Source organism: Anaerolineales bacterium (assembly GCA_037382465.1).
Taxonomy (GTDB): Bacteria; Chloroflexota; Anaerolineae; order Anaerolineales; family E44-bin32; genus WVZH01.
Window position 1 is genome coordinate 1 of record JARRPX010000083.1, and the last position, 13,727, is coordinate 13,727.

Annotated in this window: 15 protein-coding genes; 8 read left to right on the forward strand and 7 right to left on the reverse strand. The window is 58.1% G+C overall.

Features of this window, described 5'->3' with window-relative positions:
* From P8Z34_15520 to P8Z34_15535, 4 genes are all read right to left on the reverse strand, one after another.
* Nucleotides 1-617, reverse strand: a 617-nt coding sequence (locus P8Z34_15520) for a glycosyltransferase (GenBank protein ID MEJ2552084.1), incomplete at its 3' end; no start/stop codon positions are given.
* Nucleotides 614-1,066: a hypothetical protein gene (locus tag P8Z34_15525; GenBank protein ID MEJ2552085.1), complete on the reverse strand. Its 453-nt coding sequence runs from the start codon at nucleotides 1,064-1,066 to the stop codon at nucleotides 614-616. The genes P8Z34_15520 and P8Z34_15525, both read right to left, overlap by 4 nt.
* Nucleotides 1,067-1,090: 24 nt before the next feature.
* The gene (gene wecB / locus P8Z34_15530) at nucleotides 1,091-2,215 is read right to left on the reverse strand and encodes a UDP-N-acetylglucosamine 2-epimerase (non-hydrolyzing) (protein MEJ2552086.1); all 1,125 of its coding nucleotides are present in this window, start codon (nucleotides 2,213-2,215) and stop codon (nucleotides 1,091-1,093) included.
* On the reverse strand, nucleotides 2,208-3,491 hold the full coding sequence (locus P8Z34_15535; GenBank protein ID MEJ2552087.1) for a nucleotide sugar dehydrogenase: 1,284 nt from the start codon (nucleotides 3,489-3,491) through the stop codon (nucleotides 2,208-2,210). The genes wecB and P8Z34_15535 overlap by 8 nt, the downstream gene beginning before the upstream one ends.
* Nucleotides 3,492-3,632: 141 nt before the next feature.
* Between P8Z34_15535 and P8Z34_15540 the strand changes: the two genes are divergently transcribed.
* The 7 genes from P8Z34_15540 (at nucleotide 3,633) to P8Z34_15570 (ending at nucleotide 10,608) form a co-directional block, all read left to right on the forward strand.
* Nucleotides 3,633-4,082: an RpiB/LacA/LacB family sugar-phosphate isomerase gene (locus tag P8Z34_15540; protein ID MEJ2552088.1), complete on the forward strand. Its 450-nt coding sequence runs from the start codon at nucleotides 3,633-3,635 to the stop codon at nucleotides 4,080-4,082.
* Between the two features lie 140 nt (nucleotides 4,083-4,222).
* The gene (locus tag P8Z34_15545) at nucleotides 4,223-5,731 is read left to right on the forward strand and encodes a carboxypeptidase M32 (protein ID MEJ2552089.1); all 1,509 of its coding nucleotides are present in this window, start codon (nucleotides 4,223-4,225) and stop codon (nucleotides 5,729-5,731) included.
* A gap of 374 nt (nucleotides 5,732-6,105) precedes the next feature.
* Nucleotides 6,106-6,927, forward strand: a complete 822-nt coding sequence (locus P8Z34_15550; protein MEJ2552090.1) for a hypothetical protein — start codon at nucleotides 6,106-6,108, stop codon at nucleotides 6,925-6,927.
* Between the two features lie 69 nt (nucleotides 6,928-6,996).
* Nucleotides 6,997-7,713: a phenylalanine--tRNA ligase beta subunit-related protein gene (locus tag P8Z34_15555; GenBank protein MEJ2552091.1), complete on the forward strand. Its 717-nt coding sequence runs from the start codon at nucleotides 6,997-6,999 to the stop codon at nucleotides 7,711-7,713.
* 120 nt (nucleotides 7,714-7,833) lie between these two features.
* The gene (locus tag P8Z34_15560) at nucleotides 7,834-9,681 is read left to right on the forward strand and encodes a VanW family protein (GenBank protein ID MEJ2552092.1); all 1,848 of its coding nucleotides are present in this window, start codon (nucleotides 7,834-7,836) and stop codon (nucleotides 9,679-9,681) included.
* A gap of 62 nt (nucleotides 9,682-9,743) precedes the next feature.
* Nucleotides 9,744-9,968 (forward strand): hypothetical protein, encoded by a 225-nt coding sequence (locus tag P8Z34_15565; GenBank protein MEJ2552093.1) that lies wholly within the window; start codon nucleotides 9,744-9,746, stop codon nucleotides 9,966-9,968.
* A 64-nt stretch (nucleotides 9,969-10,032) separates the two neighbouring features.
* A complete protein-coding gene (locus P8Z34_15570) occupies nucleotides 10,033-10,608 on the forward strand; it encodes a HEAT repeat domain-containing protein (protein ID MEJ2552094.1) in 576 nt (191 codons plus the stop codon).
* Here the strand turns inward: P8Z34_15570 and P8Z34_15575 are convergent.
* The 3 genes from P8Z34_15575 to serS are packed head-to-tail and all read right to left on the reverse strand — an operon-like array spanning nucleotide 10,605 to nucleotide 12,275.
* A complete protein-coding gene (locus P8Z34_15575; protein MEJ2552095.1) occupies nucleotides 10,605-10,802 on the reverse strand; it encodes a DUF456 family protein in 198 nt (65 codons plus the stop codon). The two genes, P8Z34_15570 and P8Z34_15575, sit on opposite strands and share 4 nt — an antisense overlap.
* Nucleotides 10,799-10,987, reverse strand: coding sequence for a hypothetical protein (locus tag P8Z34_15580; protein MEJ2552096.1), 189 nt, complete (start codon nucleotides 10,985-10,987; stop codon nucleotides 10,799-10,801). Before P8Z34_15580 ends, P8Z34_15575 begins: the two co-directional genes overlap by 4 nt.
* Complete coding sequence (serS, locus tag P8Z34_15585; GenBank protein ID MEJ2552097.1) at nucleotides 10,980-12,275, reverse strand: serine--tRNA ligase; 1,296 nt, start codon at nucleotides 12,273-12,275, stop codon at nucleotides 10,980-10,982. The genes P8Z34_15580 and serS overlap by 8 nt, the downstream gene beginning before the upstream one ends.
* A gap of 588 nt (nucleotides 12,276-12,863) precedes the next feature.
* Here serS and P8Z34_15590 point away from each other — a divergent pair.
* On the forward strand, nucleotides 12,864-13,727 hold an 864-nt coding region (locus P8Z34_15590; protein ID MEJ2552098.1), incomplete at its 3' end, for a pyridoxal phosphate-dependent aminotransferase family protein.

Sequence of the window (13,727 nt, forward strand, 5' to 3'; positions counted from 1 at the left end):
GCCACGCGGCCGACGACCATCAATTCCACCGGCCGATCCATGCCGCCGGACAATTTTTCGGCCAGTCCGATGGCGTGCTTCAATCCCATTTCGTACCCACCGCCCAGGCTTCCTTCAACGAGCAGGATCCGATAGCGGTCCTCCGGTGGGCGTTCCGGACCGTTTGGTGTGTAGCGTGCCAGGTCCACGCCGTTCAGCACCACGTGATGCGGAACGTTCGTCGCGCCGTAGGTTCTCTCCCACCAATTGCACACGAATTGACTTTGATAGACGATGCGATTCGCCAACCGGGCGCGGATCGTGGACAGCACCCAATTGCCCCATTCCGCGCGCAGAAAATGACGCGGGCCGGTACGCAGTTTACGGTGAAGCCAATTGAACCCGTCGAGGCGCTGGATGATGGGAATCCCCTTCGTGCGCGCCCGCCACAATCCGATCAGTTGACGCGTGCCCCCGATCAGCAGCACGGCATCGTAGGGAACGTCGGCCAAATCGTTGGACACCGCGATGTCACGGGTGTGTAATCCTGCACAAAATTTGGCGCGGAACGATACCATGCCGCCCACGCCGGACATACGCGGCAGGACGCAGATTCGTTTAAGCTTGCTCACGGTCATCGCAGATCATCTCGCACGCCGATGCACTTTGCGGGAACACCGGCCCAAATTTCGCCTTCCCCCGTCGATTGAAGCAAGACGGCGTTCGCCGCCACGATCGTGCCGCGGGCCACGCGCAGCTCTCCGGATTTCCCCAGCACTTTCGAGCCCGGCGCCAGCAGCACGTCGTCCTCGACGACGATGCGTTTGAATTCGGATGCGCTGGCGGGAAGGTGCACGTCTGCCCGCCCGAGGGTCACACCCGGATACAACTTCACCCGATCACCGATCACCGTATGGGGATGTACCACGACCCCAAAACCCCCGTGTTCCAGGAGAAAATCTTCGCCGATTTCGACCGACCGCGGGATTTCCGCCCCCAGTAATTTCAATACGTAATAAGCGAGCCGACCGAGTAGTGGAAGCCGGCGAGCATACACGAGGCTGATATAGAAACCTTTATGCTGCATGTCATCTTTTCGCTGTCATGAAAATCACTTACACGTATCCAGTAACGCCTGCACGATCCGCTCGGCTGCATGTCCGTCGCCGAAAGGATTTACCGCACGGGCCATTTCTGCATATGCATTTCGATCATCCAACAAGCGCCGCGTTTCCGAGACGATGCGCTCGGTCTCGACGCCCACCAGGCGGGCGGTGCCCGCTTCGAGCGCTTCCGGCCGTTCCGTGACGCGCCGCATGACCAGCACCGGCGTGCCCAGAGCAGGGGCTTCCTCCTGCAGTCCGCCCGAGTCGGTCAACACCAGGTAGGCGCGTTGGATCGCATGCACCATGGGCAGGTAATCCAACGGATCGACGAGGGTAACATTGGGCACGCCGTCGAGAATCCGATGAGCAGGACCAAGCACGTTGGGATTCAGATGAACGGGATAAAGCAGGTGGACGTCTCCGGCGTGCTCTTCGGCGATGCGCCGCAGCGCGGAGAATATCTGCTCCAGGGGACGTCCGAAGTTCTCCCGCCGATGCGCGGTGACGAGTATCAACCGGCGCTCCCAGGGAACACCCGCCAGCGGACCGCTGTCGAAATCATAGTCACGCGCTACGATGGATTGCAGCGCGTCGATCACGGGGTTGCCCGTGACCACGATCTTCTCCGCGGGCACGTTTTCCTGCAGCAGATTGACGCGCGAAGCCTCTGTAGGGGCAAAGTGTAAATCTGCGACCGTACTCACCACGCGGCGGTTGATCTCCTCCGGGAACGGCTGCCACTTATCACCGGTGCGCAGGCCCGCCTCGACGTGACCCACCCTGGCGCGGTGGTAATAAGCAAGCAGGGAGGCGGCCATCACCGTCGTAGTATCACCCTGCAGCAGAACCCAATCGGGCGCCACCTCCTGCAGCACGGGATCGAGTCCCGAAAATATCGACGTTGTTAAGGCAGAGAGGGATTGATCGGGCCGCATCAGGTCCAGATCGTAATCCGGTTCGATCTCGAAGAGATCGAGGACCTGATCGAGCATCTCACGATGCTGGGCCGTGACACACACTTTCGAATCGATCTGCGCTTCTTCCGCCATGCGGGCGATGACCGGCGCCATCTTCACCGCTTCCGGACGTGTGCCGAAGATCGAAAGCACCCGCAGTCGGGAATCAGTCATCCTTCTCCCCGACTCCGATGACCCGCAGGTTGAATCCGGCTTTCCGCCACGTATCCCGATTCCAAATGCCGCGCGTGTCGACGGCCAATTTCCCGGCCATCAACTCGGCAACAGCCGACGGATCTAAATCATGAAACATCTCATGATCGACGAGCAACACGACGATGTCGGTGCCCTGCAGCGCCGCATCGAGGGATTGCGACGATTCTGCCCCGGCCACCGCCGCACCCAACAAATAGGGTTCGTAGGTCACCACTTCCGCGCCGGCGTCCACCAACAGCCGTACGACGTCGATCGCCGGGCTTTCACGCAGGTCGTCGACGTCCGCCTTGTATGCCAGGCCCAGCGCCGCCACCCGCTTGTCCTTCAAGCTTCCTGCGGCCGATTCGATGAGATCAAAAACGTAGGCGGGTTGGGAATCGTTGACCAGGCGCGCCTGGTGAATGAGCTGCGAGCGATCCGGCGCCGCCTCGATCAGAAACCAGGGGTCCACGCTGATGCAGTGCCCACCGACGCCGGGACCCGGTTTGAGGATCGATATGCGCGGATGCAGATTGGCAAACCGGATTGCTTCCCAGATGTCGACGCCGAATTGATCCGCCTGGCGGGCGAATTCGTTGGCGATGGCGATGTTCACGTCGCGAAACGTGTTTTCCATCAGTTTGACCATCTCGGCCGTCGTCGCGTCGGTGAGGACAATCTCGCCGCGCACGAAAATGCGGTACAGATCGCGGCAGGCTTCCGCCGAAGCCCGGTCGACACCGCCCATGACGCGTGCGTTTTCGATCAATTCGGAGAGGATCTTACCCGGCAAAACCCGCTCCGCGGAATAAGACAGATGGAAATCCACTCCGGCGACCAAACCGGACTTCTCGAGGATCGGTCTGACGACGTCCAAGGTAGTGCGCGGCGGCGAGGTTGACTCCAGCACGACCAGATTCCCTGCCTTCAAATGCGGCACGATCGATTCGCTGGCGGCGACCACATAACTCAGGTCGGCTGTCTTGTCCTCCTTGATCGGCGTGGGAACGGCGATGATGAAGGCATCGGCGTCTTCCGGCTCCTCGCTCACACGCAGGTTGCCCGAGCGAAATGCGGCCTGCACCAGGGTACGCAATCCCGGTTCGTGAATGTGCACTTCGCCGTTGTGCAGCACCTCCACCACGCGCCGGTTGACGTCCACGCCGACGACGCGCACGCCGTGCGTGGCGAACGTGCTCGCCGTGGGTAAACCGATGTAGCCCAATCCGAGTACGCAAATGGTTTCAAAATCCACTGATCCGCCTCCATGAACGCCATTTATTATCCCATAAACAGCGCTCGCGGGCTGAATCTGTGATCGTAAGAACAGCACTGGTGAAATAAAAAACGATAGAACTTGATAAACTAACGTAAAGGAAACCTCCGGGAGGAAACCATGCGCATTGCCGTCGGATCGGACGAACGCACCTCGCTTACCGACTCGGTCATCGACATCTTGAGAGGACAGGAGCACGAAGTCATCCTGTTCGGCCCGCTTGCGGAGCAATCCTCCACATGGCCGGCTGTCGCCCGGGACGTCGCCGAGGCGGTGGCGCGAGGAGATGCGGACGAGGGTATTCTTTTCTGTTGGACGGGAACGGGCGTGAGCATCGCCGCGAATAAAATCCCCGGCGTGCGCGCCGCGCTGTGCGGCGATGCCGAGACTGCCCGCGGCGCACGACTGTGGAACGACGCCAATGTGCTCTGCTTGTCGCTGCGGCATTTATCCGAAGCAGTGGCCAAGGAAATACTTGAAACCTGGTTTTCTACAGCGTATGTGCCAAACCCGGAGGACGATGCATGCCTCTCGGACCTGGAGGAAATCGAACAGAAATATTCGCAGTAATTATCCGGCGGATGAAATCCCGTTCCCATTTTCACTAAACGGCCAGTTGGGCGATGGTGATGCGGATACGGTAGAATCTTTTCATCGGTTCATTCAAGTTTCATAGGGGGCACAATCCGTCTCTATCAAACGAGGGAAAAATGGGCAGACCAATCATGCAACTGAAAACGCAGTTGGGCGAAGTCGCAGATCTCGCCTCATCGATAGCAGTCCTTCACTGGGACCAGCAGACCTACATGCCGTCCGGCGGTGCAGAAGAGCGCGCCATGCAGATCGCCACACTCAGCCGCCTGGCCCACGAACTGGCCACCAGCGACGAAATGGGCGCGGCCATCGAGGCCGCCAAAGCTGAAGTCGGGGACCTGGATTCCCCTTCCGACGATGCGCGCCTGGTGCGCAAGGCCGATCGGGATTACACCAAAGAGAAGAAGGTAACCTCAGCCTGGGTGACAGAATTCCGGCGCACCACAGCATTGGCGCACAAAACCTGGGCCAAGGCCCGCCAGGAAGCCAATTTCTCGCAATTCCAATCGATCCTGGAGAAAATCATCGACCTGCGCCGGCAATACGCCGAGTTCTTCACCCCCTTCGATCATCCCTACGATCCCCTGCTCGACGATTACGAACCCGGGATGAAAACCGCCGAAGTAAAAACGGTATTCGAAAATCTACGGCCGAAACAGGTCGAACTGATTCACGCCATCAACGAAGTGAGCGATCGAGTCGATGACTCGCCTGTTCATCAGACCTTCGACGAGAAAAACCAGTGGGACTTCGGAATGGAAGTCATCAAAGCCTTCGGGTTCGATTTCAATCGTGGACGGCAGGATAAAACGGTGCATCCCTTCACCACCGACTTCGGCATCGGCGACGTGCGGATAACCACGCGCTTCGATCCCGAATTCTTCAACACGGGCGTCTTCAGCACGCTGCACGAAGCCGGCCACGCCATGTACGGCCAGGGCATAGATCCGAGTTACTCACGGACACCGCTCGCGGATGGCGCCTCCCTGTCGGTCCACGAATCCCAATCGCGTATGTGGGAAAATCTCGTCGGACGCAGCAAACCATTCTGGATCGCCTTCTATCCGAAGCTGCAGGAGTATTTCCCCGCTCAGTTGGGCAACGTCGAACTGGACGCGTTTTATCGCGCCATCAACAAGGTCGAGCCCTCATTCATTCGTGTCGAAGCCGATGAAGCCACGTACAACATGCACATCATGCTGCGCTTCGAAATCGAGACTGCGCTTCTCGCAGGGGAGATCGAAGCCGTCGATCTGCCGGAAGTCTGGAACACGAAAATGAAGGAATATCTGGGCATCACGCCGCCCGACGATGCTCAGGGCGTGCTGCAGGACGTTCACTGGTCGGAAGGTCTCCTCGGCTATTTCCCGACTTATGCACTCGGCAATTTAATCGCTTCGCAGCTGTGGGAAAAGATCCAGGAAGACATCCCCGATCTCAGGCAGCAAATCGAGCGGGCCAAGTTTTCGGAATTGCTCGGGTGGCTGCGGGAAAACGTCCATCGGTACGGCGCGAAATTTGAACCAATGGAATTGCTCCAGCGTGCTACCGGTTCCGGGTTGTCCGCAGAAGCCTATCTTCGCTATCTGAACTCGAAGTTTGGGGAAATCTACGATCTCCACTGAACTGCGGGATTGCAGCAACAGCGTATCGTGAAAATCCGACCAGGACGAAACCCAGTCCTGGCGGATTTTTTATTCCATGCGGCATCCGGCCACGGACACCGCCAGAAACTGCATGCCAAGAAGACGTCGAGTGTATGAAAAAGAGCAATTCGCAACACTCTTCCGCGGATCAACCAGGTTCAAGATGGAATAAGCTCGAAAGAAAGTTCGATGCTAGAATACACCGACTTGTATCGGGAGCATTTATATTGGCCGGCGGATTCACGCACCACCAGCATCGTGGTCATCTGATTTCTTTCTTGGGACTTCTATCGCTCGTCGTGAGCGCTTGTGGGATGTACCCGCAGGAGCACACAGAGATTGCGATTCCGCCGATGAGCACCGTCGAGCCGACTCCGCTGCCGACGGAAACCGCGCTCGACCAACCGACGGACACACCGGAACCCTTCAGCGAAATGACCTCCGCAATCGTGATCGAGTCGCCGCAAGACCTCGAGACGCCGACCCCGCTGCCGCCGGGCGTAAACATGCCGCTTGAACAGCTCGCCATCTACGAACCCGGACCGGGATCGCAAGTCACCAGCGGATTCCGCATAAACGGATGGGGTGGACCGAGTTTTGACGATCGCGTGCTCATTCGTCTGCTCGGGGAAGACGGCGGCGTACTTTCGAGAGGCTGGCGCTACTTGTACGTTTTATCCGGAAATCCGGGACGCTTCAACGGCACAATCTACTTCAACATCGATCACGTCGCGGAAGAAGCGCGCCTGGAAATCAGCATGCAAAGTTGGCGGGACCGGCAAACCACCCACATTTCCACGGTCAACCTGACGCTGTTATCGACGGGCTCCGCGTTGGTCCATCCGGCAAGACGGGGCACAGAGAAATTGGCCATCTTCAGCCCGCACGAAGGGGGAGTCGTCAGCGGAGGCGTGGCCCTCGTTCAGGGCGCAGGTTGGGTCGATTCCGACACACCGCTGAGCGTCGACATCATCAACAATCGGGGAGATTCATTGGGCTCGGCGCAGGTCGAACTCGATGCGCCCGCCGTCGGCCAACTCGGAACCTTCTCGGTCGAAGTGCCATACCAGATCGACTTTCAACAATGGGTGCACATCACCGTCTACGAACCCAGCACGGGAAGCATTCCCGGTATCATTCACCTTACCAGCGTCGAAGTGTGGCTCATTCAATAGACGCATCCATCAGACGTAAGCAGTCGGCACAAGACCGGCAGTATTTCTTGGCGCGAGATTGGAGTTCTTATGATCGTATTTCAATACCACGCAGACATCATCGAACGCTATCCGCATATCGCGGGCGGCGTGATCCATGTGGAGGGCATCCGCAACGACGCCACCTCTCCCGGACTGCTGTCTCTCTATCACCAGGAACAGCAGCGTACGCTCGCGCGCGTCGGTGAGACACCCTTGAGCGAGATCGCCTCCATCGCCGCCTGGCGCAAAGTGTTTCATGATTTCGGAGTCAAGCCCACGCAGTACCGCAACGCCGCAGAAGCCTTGCTGCGCCGATTGACGAAGCATGGCGATATCCCTTCGATCAACACGCTGGTCGATCTGGCCAACCTGGTCAGCATACGCTACGCGCTTCCGATTGCCGTATTCGACACTCGCCGGCTCGAGCTTCCCGTCACGGTCCACTTCGCCGAAGGAGACGAGTTGTTTCTGCCGTTGGGAGTTTCCGAACCCGAAAACCCACAGCCCGGGGAGGTTGTATTCTCGGATCAGAATAGACGGGTGGTCGCTCGCCGCTGGTGCTGGCGCCAGAGCGACGACAGCGCTGCGCGTGAGGGTGCCTCTCGGGTCATCATCACCGTTGAAGGGCATCACGCAGGGGCGAAAGATGAGGTCGAAGCTGCCCTGCAGGATCTGCAATCCCTGGTGGAAGAATTTTGCGGCGGAGATGCCGCGGCGAGTCTGCTCGACTGCGAACAAGCGAGCATGCGCATTTCGGCGGCGTAATCGGGAAGGACGCGCAGAATCAGTTCCGAAGGATCGGTGTGAAGCGACTACAATAACTTTCGCTTGCGAATGCTGCACCGCCGGGATGATATAATTACGTCTTGAATACGAGCCGCGCCCATGGAATCGCTACGAACGTTGGCATCCCCCCAATCGAAGCAACGCATCTGGATCACGCGCACCGCACAGGTGGCATTCACTGCCTGCACGGCGCTCTTCATCTGTGCTTTCACTTTCCTGCTCACCGTGCGCCTCTTCTACATCGGCCGCGCACTGCCGGGTGTTCATGCGGCGGGCATCAATCTGGGAGGCCTCAAACAAGACCAGATCGAAGCCGAGCTTAGAGACGTCCTGACCTATCCCCAGACCGGCCTGATCGTCCTGCGTGACGGGGAAAAGACCTGGACCGCCAGCCCGTCCGATCTCGGAGTCATCATCGACATTCCTGCCATGGCGCGCCGGGCTTTGAGCGTCGGGCGCGAAGGATCGTTGGCCGATCAATTCGAAGAACAGATTGCAGCATGGCGCCAGAGCCGCAAGATCCCCGCCATCATTCTGTTCGACCACGTGGTCGGTGGATATTACATGAACGGCATCTCCCAGGAGATCGAGCTGCCGACGATCGAAGCCAGCCTTTCCATACAGGGAACGGAAGTCGTCGCCAGTCCGGGCCAGATCGGCCGCCAGGTGGATATCAAAGCCACGCTCGATGCGCTTGCCGGGCCTGTCAGCAATTTCCACGACTCCGATCTCGAACTCGTCATCAAGGAACTGCCTCCCAAAGTCCTCGATGCCTCCGCCCAGGCGGAGATCGCCAATGAACTGCTCAGCCAACCGCTGCGCTTGACCGCGCAGGACGCCGGACCGTGGACGTTCGAACCGGCCGCGCTGGCGGACATGCTCCGCTTCGAGATCGTCGAAGACGGGGACACGGCCACCTATGCTTTAATGCTCGATGGGGGCGAAATGACGGCGTTCCTCGAGCCACTCATACCCGAACTGGACCGCGATCCGGAGAACGCACGGTTTATTTTCAACGACGATACCCACGAGCTCGATTTGATCGCTCCAGCCGTCACAGGACGCACGCTCGACGTAAATGCATCCCTGGCTTCCATTCACGCCGACATCAATCTCGGGAAACACGAAGCGCCGCTGGTATTCGTGTACGAGGACCCTCAGATCGGTGACGATGTCACGGCGGAAGAATTGGGCATTAGCGAACTGGTCAGCGACGAATCGACAAACTTCTCGGGCTCGAGCAGCTCGCGTATCCAGAACATCAAAACTGCATCGAGCGCCTTCCACGGCCTCCTGGTCGCGCCCGGCGAAACCCTCTCGATGGCCGACGTCCTCGGCGACATCAGCCTGGACACCGGGTATGCGGAAGCCTTGATCATCTATGGAGACCGAACGATCAAAGGCGTCGGCGGCGGGGTTTGCCAGGTGAGCACGACCTTGTTCCGTGCGGTCTTCTTCGGCGGCTATCCCATCGTCGAACGCCATCCCCATGCCTACCGCGTGAGCTATTATGAAAAGGGATCGCCCTCTCGCGGGCCGGGCTTGGATGCCACCGTTTTCGTGCCCGTCGTCGATTTTAAATTCACCAACGATTCGCAGTACTGGCTCCTGATGGAGACGTATGTCTACAACTATACGCTGCAATGGAAGTTCTACTCGACGTCGGACGGACGCGAGGTAAGCTGGAGTCGCGATATTTCGGACGAAATCGATGCCCCGAAGGACCTGTATAAATTGAACAAGGATCTCGATAAAGGGGATATCAATCAGATCGATTGGAGCGCCGACGGCATGACGGTGGTGGTGTACCGCACCGTGACCAGAAACGGAGAGTTGCTCCACCAGGATACCATTCGCACGCGCTACTTGCCCTGGCAGGCCGTTTACGAATACGGACCTGGAACCAAGCTTCCGAAGGACGTCATCGTCGAGGATGAAGACGATTGACCGTTTTGCAAATGTCTTCGCCGACCCACCGATGGTACAATCAGAGCGCTTAGGAGTGCGATATGATCAACCAAGATTTGCTGGAGATTTTACGCTGCCCGGCCTGCGTTCGTGAGAAAGAAGGAAATCTGAAGCTGGTGAAAGACGCCTGGCTGGTGTGCCAGGAGCCGGGCTGCAACCGCAAGTACCCCATCAAGGACGACATCCCGGTGATGCTCATCGACGAGGGCGATCAATGGGTCGATACGGCGGTAGAAGACCTCCCCGTACCTCCTCCGGGGGATTGATCGAGACGACTCGAATCGCATATCCCTCCCGTTTTATTTCTGAGATTGAAACGATCCCGGTCGTATGCGTGATTTGGACGCTTTACTCGACGATCTGACTTCGGACGACGATGAGCAAGCGGAGGCTGCCGCGCAGCAGATCGCCGCATGGGGCAGCACGGCCGTCAGTCCGCTGCTGGAAATGTTCGAAACCGAGAATCCCGATCTACGCTGGTGGGCCGTGCGAGCCTTGACCGACTTCGACCAACCCGAAGCGAGACAGGCGATCTGTCGCGCGCTCACCGACCCGTCACCTGCCGTACGCCAATGCGCCGCATTAAGTCTGCGAGAACGACCCTCAACGGATGCACTCCCATTCTTGATCGACTCGCTGCAGGATTCCGACCGTCTTTTCGCCCGCTTTGCCGGCGATGCGCTCACGGCAGCGGGCGATCTGGCTGCGCCGGCCTTGATCGAAGCACTGGCATCCGAAGATCCCTTTGTCCGCATCGAGTCGGCAAGAGCGTTGGCGCGGATGCACGCCTCCCAGGCGATACCCGCTCTGTTCGCCGCACTGGACGATCCCTCCCCGATGGTCACGTATTGGGCCGAAGAAGGCTTGAGAAACGCGGGCGTGGAAATGCTTTTCTTCAAGGCTTAGCTCGAAAACGCCCAGATCACCCAGGTCACGATCATCCCCAAACCGAGCAGCATTTTTACGATCAGCGAAGCCCCACAACCCAACCCGGCGCCAATCACGGCCTGCGAAGCGCTTTCGACGTCCCTCTTGCGGATGTATTCCACGATGTAGATTCCAAGCAGCAGTGCTACGACGGCGCCGATCGGGCCGGTCAAGCCAATCCCAGGACGGATATCACCACGAAGTAAATCATGCCATGCGGGCCCCAGTCGATGATCAACCCATACCCCAACGCAGCGGCCCAGATCAGGATCAGATCCGGAATGATCGGAAAGACGATCCCGACCAAGCCTATCAGCATCAATACCACACATCCGATAATGAGCAGACCATTAACCATGATGATCGCCGCTTTCTATGCGTTCGACGCCGCCCATCCAGGGACGAAGCACCTCTGGGACCACGACGCTTCCATCGGCCTGCTGGTAATTTTCCAGAATGGCGATCAGCGTTCTCGGCAGCGCCAACCCCGAACCGTTCAACGTGTGAACGAATTCGGGCCTTGCGTCAGGTGCGGGACGATAGCGGATCTTCGTCCTTCGAGCCTGGAACGCTTCGCAGTTCGAGCACGAACTGGCCTCGAGCCATTCACCACAACCCGGCGCCCAGATCTCGATGTCGTATTTCTTCGCCGCCGTAAAGCCCAGATCGCCGGTCACCATCTCGACCACGCGATGAGGGATTTCGAGCGCACGGCAGATGTCCTCCGCATCGTTGACCAGTGATTCCAGTTCCGCATAAGAATTCTCTGGTTTGCAGAATTTATACATCTCTACCTTATCGAACTGGTGGCCGCGCTTGATCCCCCGCACGTCTCGCCCTGCCGAGAATTTCTCGCGGCGAAAACAGGCCGAATATGCCACGTATCTCTTCGGCAGCTCTTCTGCCGCTAGAATTTCATCGCGGTGCAGATTCGTCACCGGGATCTCCGCCGTCCCGATCAACCACAGGTCATCCTCGACATCGTGATAGATGTTCTCCCTGAATTTCGGCAGCTGGCCTGCTCCCCACATGCATTCCTCGCGTACCAGATAAGGCGGATAGACTTCGGTATAGCCGTGCCGTTCGACGTGATAACTGACCATCCATTGGATTAACGCATGCTGTAAGCGAGCGCCAAGTCCAAAAAGGACGTAAAAGCGACTCCCGGACAACTTGACGCCGCGCTCGAAATCGATAATGCCCAATCTTGGCCCCAATTCCCAATGCGGCACAGGTTCGAAACCGAAATCTTCTTCACCCTTAGGCTCACCCTCTTGACGCACGACGATGTTTTCACTCTCGTCTTTTCCCACCGGCACACTTTCGTGAGGCAGGTTGGGAACCTGATACATGGCCGCTTCCAGGTCTTGTTCGGTGTCACGCAAGCGTTCTTCGAGCCCGGAAATTTGATCGTTCACCACGCGCATCTCATCAATCAACGTCTGACGTTCTTTCTGGTCTTTCATCATGCCGATTTGCGCGGAGGTTTCATTCCGATTTTGCCGCAGCGCTTCAACCTCCTGCAGTATTTCTCGTCGTTCACGGTCGAGAGACAGAATCTCGTCGATCGGCGCCTCGGCATGCAATTTCTGCAGCGCTGCTTTCACCTCGTCAGGATGCTCGCGGATGAAGTGAATATCAAGCATGCTCGCCTCCTCATACACAGAATACGCCCCCTCCTCCGCAGGACGAGGGGGCGCTCGTGGTACCACCTGCTTTCACCGCCGCAGCGGCCTCGAAAAGCTGTAACGGGCGAACCCGGCCCCTTTACGACAGTTGCCTGTCCCTCCAGGAGCGACGGTTCCCTGTGCGGGAACGGCGGAGGGGATTCACCGCACCGCGCCATCGCCTTCCACCCGGCGGCGACTCTCTGGTGGAGCTGCTGTGGTTACTGATCTCCGCGCACGTCAATTTACAACGAGTGATCTTTCGACCGATTATACAATCCCAACTAGTAAAGTCAAGAAATCGCGCTTTTACATTTCATTTCCACCGGGACACGGCTCGCCACACACGATTTCATCGTATTGAATCGCCCAGCGTTAGAATTGACATTCTGGCAATCTACATTTATCCTCTCGAAGTGGACGATGGAACGATCGCTTCTCGGATGAGTGTATCCTCTTTGGGATTCACGGAAACGACCTCCGTAAGCCGCAGCGAACGAAAAGAACGACAAACCCTGGGCGATTTCTGCTTTGATTTGGACACCTTCGCCAGGAAAGGACACCGGAATGGACATCTTCCAGAAGTGCCGTGAGTATACGATTGCGCGACAAATGCAAGCCGAAGGACTCTATCCATACTTCCTGCCGCTCGAAGATACGGAAGGCACGGAGGTCATCATCGATGGCCGCAAAATCCTGATGATCGGTTCCAACAATTACCTCGGCTTGACCACCGACCCGCGTGTACGCAAAGCGGCCACGGATGCAGTCGAACGCTACGGCACCAGCTGCACGGGATCGCGTTTTCTCAACGGAACACTGGCCCTGCACAAGGAATGCGAGCAACGGCTGGCGGATTTCGTGGGCAAAGAAGCCGCCCTCGTGTTCAGCACCGGCTATCAGACCAACGTCGGTACCATCTCGTGCCTGATCGGCCGGGGCGACGTCGTCGTGACTGACAAGGACGATCACGCCAGCATCGTCGATGGCTGCATGATGTCGCTCGGCGATATGCGGCGCTTCAACCACAACGACCTCGATCATCTCGAACGTGTCTTGAGCAAGATCGATGATAAAGCGGGGCGCATGGTCGTCGTCGACGGCGTGTACAGCATGGGCGGAGACCTGGCTCCCCTGCCGGATAAGATTCCCATCTGCCAGAAATACGGCGCTCGCCTGATGGTCGACGACGCGCACAGCGTCGGAGTCATGGGCGGGGGTCGAGGCACTTCTGCCCATTTCGGCGTTACGGATCAAGTCGACTTGATCATGGGCACGTTCAGCAAGTCATTCGCCTCACTCGGCGGTTTTATCGCCGGCGATGAAAGCACCATTCATTACATCCAGCACAACTCGCGCGCCCTGATCTTCAGCGCCTCGATGCCCGCATCCAACGTGGCAGCGGTCTTGGCCGCTTTGGACATCATGGAG

Coding starts and splice junctions, on each gene's coding strand:
- P8Z34_15525 (MEJ2552085.1), bottom strand. CDS start 1,066: ATGCAGCATAAAGGTTTCTATATCAGCCTCGTGTATGCTCGCCGGCTT.
- wecB (MEJ2552086.1), bottom strand. CDS start 2,215: ATGACTGATTCCCGACTGCGGGTGCTTTCGATCTTCGGCACACGTCCG.
- P8Z34_15540 (MEJ2552088.1), top strand. CDS start 3,633: ATGCGCATTGCCGTCGGATCGGACGAACGCACCTCGCTTACCGACTCG.
- P8Z34_15545 (MEJ2552089.1), top strand. CDS start 4,223: ATGGGCAGACCAATCATGCAACTGAAAACGCAGTTGGGCGAAGTCGCA.
- P8Z34_15550 (MEJ2552090.1), top strand. CDS start 6,106: ATGAGCACCGTCGAGCCGACTCCGCTGCCGACGGAAACCGCGCTCGAC.
- P8Z34_15555 (MEJ2552091.1), top strand. CDS start 6,997: ATGATCGTATTTCAATACCACGCAGACATCATCGAACGCTATCCGCAT.
- P8Z34_15560 (MEJ2552092.1), top strand. CDS start 7,834: ATGGAATCGCTACGAACGTTGGCATCCCCCCAATCGAAGCAACGCATC.
- P8Z34_15565 (MEJ2552093.1), top strand. CDS start 9,744: ATGATCAACCAAGATTTGCTGGAGATTTTACGCTGCCCGGCCTGCGTT.
- P8Z34_15570 (MEJ2552094.1), top strand. CDS start 10,033: ATGCGTGATTTGGACGCTTTACTCGACGATCTGACTTCGGACGACGAT.
- P8Z34_15580 (MEJ2552096.1), bottom strand. CDS start 10,987: ATGGTTAATGGTCTGCTCATTATCGGATGTGTGGTATTGATGCTGATA.
- serS (MEJ2552097.1), bottom strand. CDS start 12,275: ATGCTTGATATTCACTTCATCCGCGAGCATCCTGACGAGGTGAAAGCA.